This is a genomic window from Nonomuraea maheshkhaliensis, assembly GCF_039529435.1.
Taxonomy (GTDB): domain Bacteria; phylum Actinomycetota; class Actinomycetes; order Streptosporangiales; family Streptosporangiaceae; genus Nonomuraea; species Nonomuraea maheshkhaliensis.
This window is the reverse complement of the sequence record NZ_BAAAMU010000014.1, coordinates 134,502-139,777: the sequence shown is the minus strand read 5'-3', so window position 1 is coordinate 139,777 and position 5,276 is coordinate 134,502. Positions and strand designations below refer to the sequence as shown.

Sequence of the window (5,276 nt, the reverse complement as noted above, 5' to 3'; positions counted from 1 at the left end):
CGGGCCCGCCCGCGCCCGCACCACGGCTCCCGCCTGGCGGCGGGTGCGCCCCTGGCACCTCGCGCTCGCCGCGGCGGCGCTGCTGATGGCCGCGGCCGGCTTCGTGTTCTGGCTGCGCGGCGCGCAGAGCCCCGGTTTCGAAGGCACCTGGACCGGCTCGGCCCAGCACTTCACCGCCGGCCGCGTCTTCCCCATGGAGGTGCGCCTCGGCGGCGACGGCACGGGCTCGTTCCGCTGGGGCGCCGACCTGCACTGCTCCGGGCGGCTCGGCCGCGACGGCAGCGGCATGGTCTTCACCCTCGACCGGGTCACGGGCGCGGAGTGCTATCCGGGTACGGTCCGCATGTTCCCCACCTCCGACGTGAACCAGTTGGACATCAAGGTGACCCGTTCCGGTGAGGATGAAGTGACGTATTCGGGTACGGTCGCTCGCACCCCTTGACCAGCTGTGTCACGGTCAGGCAGCGATTGCCCTGGGCACCGTTGACTGTTCGCGCCCATTTGCCTTCAGTGGAAGGCAGAAAGGGATCGCGGCGAGGGGAGGCGGCCTCGTGCCCACGGCACAGCCGCTCAGAACGGGGGACCCCCACAGACTCGGGGAGTACGAACTTTCCGGGCGCCTCGGCGAGGGCGGCCAAGGTGCGGTGTTCCTCGGGTCGAGGGACGGCGAGACGTACGCGGTCAAGCTGCTGCACGGGCCCGTCGGGGACGAGCAGGCGGCTTTTCTGCGGGAGGTGGAGCTGGCCAAGCACGTGGCCAGGTTCTGCACCGCGCAGGTGATCGACGCCGGGTTCGACTACGGGCGGCCGTACATCGTGAGTGAGTACGTCGACGGGCCCTCGCTGCACCGGGAGGTCGCGCTCACCGGGCCCCGTCGCGGCGGCGCGCTCGAACGGCTCGCGGTCAGCACGGCCACGGCGCTGACCGCCATCCACCGGGCGGGCATCGTGCACAGGGACTTCAAGCCGCAGAACGTGCTGCTCGGCTCGGACGGGCCGCGCGTCATCGACTTCGGCCTGGCCAGGGCACTGGACGCGGCGGCCACGGTGAGCGGGCGGGGTGTCGGGACGCCCGCGTACATGGCGCCCGAGCAGATCACGGCCTCCGCCGTCACCGGGGCGGCGGACGTCTTCTCGTGGGGCGCGACGATGTGCTTCGCGGCCAACGCCACGGCGCCGTTCGGGCAGGACTCCGTGGCGCCCGTGCTGCACCGCATCCTGACCGCGCCGCCGGAGCTGGGGCTGCTGGACGGACGGCTGCGCACGCTGGTGGCGGCCTGCCTGGACAAGGACGCGCGCAACCGGCCGAGCAGCAGGGAGTTGCTGTTCGAGCTGCTGGGGGAGGCGACGGGGGACGAGATACCGGCCGAGGTGCTGCGCTCGCCGCCGCCGCACATCCTGCGGACGCCGCCGCTGGTGCCGGAGCAACGCTCACCGACCGCCTCGCCAGAGGACACCGAGGGTTTCAAGGAGCGGTGGTCGGTCGGAGCGGCGCCGTACCCGATGGCCGAGCCCGAGGAGACGGGAGCGGCGGGCGGCGGATATCAGCTTGCCGAACCATCTTCCCATGTCTCCTTACCCCCGGTCGTCACCGAGCCGGCGCCGGTGGCGGGGAGGGGGCGGGGCTGGCCGAGGGCGGCTGTCGCGGTCTGTGCCGCGTCGCTGGTGACCGCCGCCGTGTTGCTCACGATCGTCGTCCCCGCGCTCAGCCGGGGCGGCGACGACCCGGTTCCTCCGGGTTCCCAGGCCGCCGCGCCCTTGCCGCCGCCGCGTTCGCAGCCCTCCACCGCCCGCTCTCCCTCGGACGAGCCGGCGCCGACCAGGACGCGGGAGACGCGGGGCCCGCGCGAATCGGCCACCGAACCTCCGCCGGCCCGCCCGCCCATGATCGCCGTACCGGCGCTGACCGGGCTGGACAAGGGTGCGGCGCGCAAGGCGCTGAAGAAGGCCGGGCTCGTCCTCGGAGACGTCACCGAGGTCGACTCCGCGCAGAAGATCGGCCGGGTCCTGAGCAGCGAGCCCGGTTCCGGGATCATGGTGAACAAGGGCGCGACGGTGACGCTGCGGGTGTCGAAGGGGATCGCCGTACCGTCCGTGGCCGGCATGCGGCGCAAGGCCGCCGAGTCCGCCCTGACCGGCGCCGGACTCCACGCCGGTGAAGTGACCTTCTCCTGCTCGCGCGAACCGACCGGCCAGGTGCTCGCCACCACCCCGCAGGCGGGCCGCCGCCTCTCCGGCGGCTCCCCGGTCGCCCTCACGATCGCACGGAACGGCGCCACGGTGCCGTCGGTCGTCGGCCGGCAGGGGGAGGCGGGCCGTGCCGCCCTGGTGGCGGCGGGCTTCAGGGTGCGGACGAAGGAGCAGCTGGTGGAGGAGGAGTCGCGGGCCGGGCTGGTGCTCGCGCAGAGCGTCCCGCCGAACACCTGCGCCGCCGCCGGCAGCCGGATCGTGCTGACGGTCGGTGTGGCCGGCCAGTCGGGCCCCGGCCCCGATCCCGACCCCGGCGAGTCCACCCCCGAACCATCAGAACCGGGCGAACCGACCATCAGCGGATGACGGGCGAGTTCCTGGGCAGTGGGGGCGGCATGAAGAAGTTCCTCAAGCTGGTGGTGGCCCGCTACCTGTCCAAGACCCCGCTCGGGCTGGTCGTGCTGGGGATCGGCTGGTTCCTGGGCCGACGGCACAAGCGCCGGAGAGCGGAGCGGGAGAACGCGCCGAGGCCACGGCGAGCGACGCCCGCCAGGCGGCCGGTGCGCAGCGGACACCGTTGACGGCGGAGACCCAAGAGGGCACGCGGAGCTAGGCGGGCCCCGGCGAGTACGTGAGGCGCAGCGGCTCGGCGACCAGGTCGCGCAGGTCCTCCAGCCCTTCGTCGTCGTGATGCCCCGACGCCAAAACCGACTCCACGAACCGGTACGCCTCCCTGCCCGCCAGCCCCCGGAGCTGGGCGATCAGCGCCTGCGGTCCGCCGACCTCCAGCATCGTGAGGAAGTTCTCGGCCCCCAGCAGCAGGTGCTCCCGCTGACCCAGACCCATCGGCTCGATCTCGCCCACGTCCATGAGGAGCGTCAGCGCCGTCGGGCCGAGGATGAGGTCGTGGCGCAGCTCGCGGAGCAGGGCGTCGCCCTCGGGGAGGGCTTCCACCAGGACGCCGAGCATGGTGGTCGCGCGGGAACGGAAGGGGCAGGCGCTGACGGCCCGCAGGAGGCATTCGACGTCCTGGCCCGGCCGGGACAGCCAGCCGTTGAGCTCGGCGGCGGCCTCCCTGGGCGGGTAGTGCTGGGTGAGGACGCCCAGGAGCTCGGCGGGCCTGGCGGTGGACAGCTCGCCCAGCAGGGGAGCGTCGTGGCCGTCCGCCAGGAGCCGTTCGCGTACGGCGCGCAGGGCCAGCGGGGTCAGCCGGGCCAGAGGAACGAAGGCCGGCGACTCCGGGTGGTCGTCTTCGCCGAAAAGGCCCTCGCGGAAAAGGCTCTCGTGGCGGAGGCCCCCGTGGTGAGGGCCGGCGTGGTGAGGGCCGGCGTGGTGAGGGCCGGTGTGGTGAGGGTCGGTGCCGAGCAGGTCGGCGTGGTGAGGGTCGGCGTGGAGCAGGTCGGCGTGGAGGGGGATGAGCGGGCCGCGGGTCAGCTCCACCGCGCCCAGATCGGACAGGACCTCCAAAGTGCGGGCCAGGTCGCGGGCCAGGCAGTGGCGGCGGGTCTCTCGCGGAAGGTCCTCGTCGAAGCCCTGCCGGCAGGCCGGCCTGACCGCCTTCTCCAGGCAGGTCAGCGGGACGTCGTCCATGCCGTAAAGCGTGTCGAGCACGACCGGGAGGAGCCGGCCGAAGAGACGGGGAAGAGAGGCGCCGGCCGCCTGACCCAGCTCGGGAAGCACGTCGAAGGCGCGCCGCCACAACGCCTCCGGGTCGGCGATCAGGCCGGCGGCATGGGGTCCCAGAACATCCGCCCAGGCCCGGAGCAGGCCGGGGACGGCGGAGACGTCGCCCGACCCCGTGACCAGGGCGGTCAGGTGCCGGACGGTGGCGCTGCGGGCGGCGGCGGCCGTCAGGTCGGCGGGCGGCGGAAGGGCGATCGGCGGGCGCGCGGCGGCGCGGGTCTCGTCGAGGCTCAGGGCCGGTTCGGTGAAGCGGGCCTCAAGGAGCTCTTCGAGGACGTGGTGATCGGCGTCGGTACGGCCGGCGTCCAGGGTCCTGCGGAACGGCACGGCGGCCCGGGTGATCGCCGCGTCGGCCTCCTCGGGGGTGCAGCCGCGCGGGTCACGCAGGCCGGTCGCGGCCAGGTAGCGCACGTACGTACGCAGGACGTCCGGCGCCAGGTCGAGGACCTCGCGCGGAGCGACGACGTGTTTCGGCACCCACGCCAGCAGGAAGCGCCTGATCTGGGCGCCGTCCCAGTAGGCGATCCGGCCGTCGCGGCTGTGGTGGCGGGAGTCGACGGCGGCGGAGAGCAGCAGCTCGTCGGCGGGGCGGCCGCGCTCGCCGGCCCAGACCAGGCAGCGGCGCAGCAGCACGGCCTTGGCCGCCGCGAACTCCGCGGCCTCGTCGGGCGCGAACCAGGTACGCACAACCGTGACCTTCTGCCGGCCAGTGGGGGGAATCAGGGTGAGAACCCTGGTTGCCCAGTATTCCCGCTCGGGGTCCGGCGCGGGCGGACTTCTCCTTCCCGTCAGGATCGTATGTGCTTACCTTCCGTTTCCTCTCCGCGTCACAGGGGAACGGTCTCGCCTTCGAGCCGCGACCGCTCGGCCGCCCAGGCGATGAGGTGGCTGTGCAGGCTCTCGGCCGGTGAGGACAGCACCGAGGAGTGGTCGCGGCTGGCCACCGCGTCCAGGAACGCCTCCACCAGCCCCTCGTCACCGCCTCCGTGGCCGCCGCGCGCCGTCGCGTCACCGCTGGGCCGGGTGTCGACCACCTCGGAGCGGCCGGTGACGAAGTCGGTGACGGTCAGGCGGTCGCCGTCGCCGTCGATGGAGCCGCGGGTGCCGAAGATCCGCGTCTGCCGGTGCAGCGACGGGGTGAAGGCCGTCATCGTGAACGACGCCGTCGTGCCGCCCTCGAACTCCAGGTTGACCACCTGGTGGTCGACGACGTCGTTGTCGCAGGCGTACACGCATCTGCCGTAGGGGCCGGTGCGCAGCGCCTCCAGCAGGCCCTGCTCGGAGACGTCGTCGGTGAGCACCGAGACCGGCCAGGTGTCCTGGCCGGCGAGGGGCAGGTAGATGCGCTTGGCGGAGTACGGGCAGGTGTCCTCGACCGCGCAGTCCAGGCAGCGGTCGGGCGCC

At 73.4% G+C, this 5,276-nt stretch carries 4 protein-coding genes and 1 pseudogene; 3 read left to right on the top strand and 2 right to left on the bottom strand.

What is annotated here, in order from left to right; translation table 11 throughout:
• From ABFX54_RS12620 to ABFX54_RS12610, 3 genes are all read left to right on the top strand, one after another.
• On the top strand, positions 1 to 442 hold a 442-nt coding region (locus ABFX54_RS12620), incomplete at its 5' end, for a hypothetical protein (protein ID WP_346104363.1).
• A 109-nt stretch (positions 443 to 551) separates the two neighbouring features.
• The gene (locus ABFX54_RS12615; RefSeq protein ID WP_346104361.1) at positions 552 to 2,555 is read left to right on the top strand and encodes a protein kinase domain-containing protein; all 2,004 of its coding nucleotides are present in this window, start codon (positions 552 to 554) and stop codon (positions 2,553 to 2,555) included.
• A complete protein-coding gene (locus ABFX54_RS12610; protein ID WP_346104360.1) occupies positions 2,552 to 2,770 on the top strand; it encodes a DUF6203 family protein in 219 nt (72 codons plus the stop codon). The genes ABFX54_RS12615 and ABFX54_RS12610 overlap by 4 nt, the downstream gene beginning before the upstream one ends.
• Positions 2,771 to 2,798: 28 nt before the next feature.
• On the opposite strand, the gene ABFX54_RS12605 is transcribed toward ABFX54_RS12610, so the two are convergent.
• Positions 2,799 to 4,559, bottom strand: coding sequence for a hypothetical protein (locus ABFX54_RS12605; protein ID WP_346104358.1), 1,761 nt, complete (start codon positions 4,557 to 4,559; stop codon positions 2,799 to 2,801).
• A gap of 140 nt (positions 4,560 to 4,699) precedes the next feature.
• Positions 4,700 to 5,276 (bottom strand): annotated as a pseudogene (locus ABFX54_RS12600) (gfo/Idh/MocA family oxidoreductase); the annotation flags it as partial.

Excerpts from the sequence above, each read along its gene's own strand:
- ABFX54_RS12610 (WP_346104360.1), top strand. The coding sequence starts at position 2,552 with ATGACGGGCGAGTTCCTGGGCAGTGGGGGCGGCATGAAGAAGTTCCTC.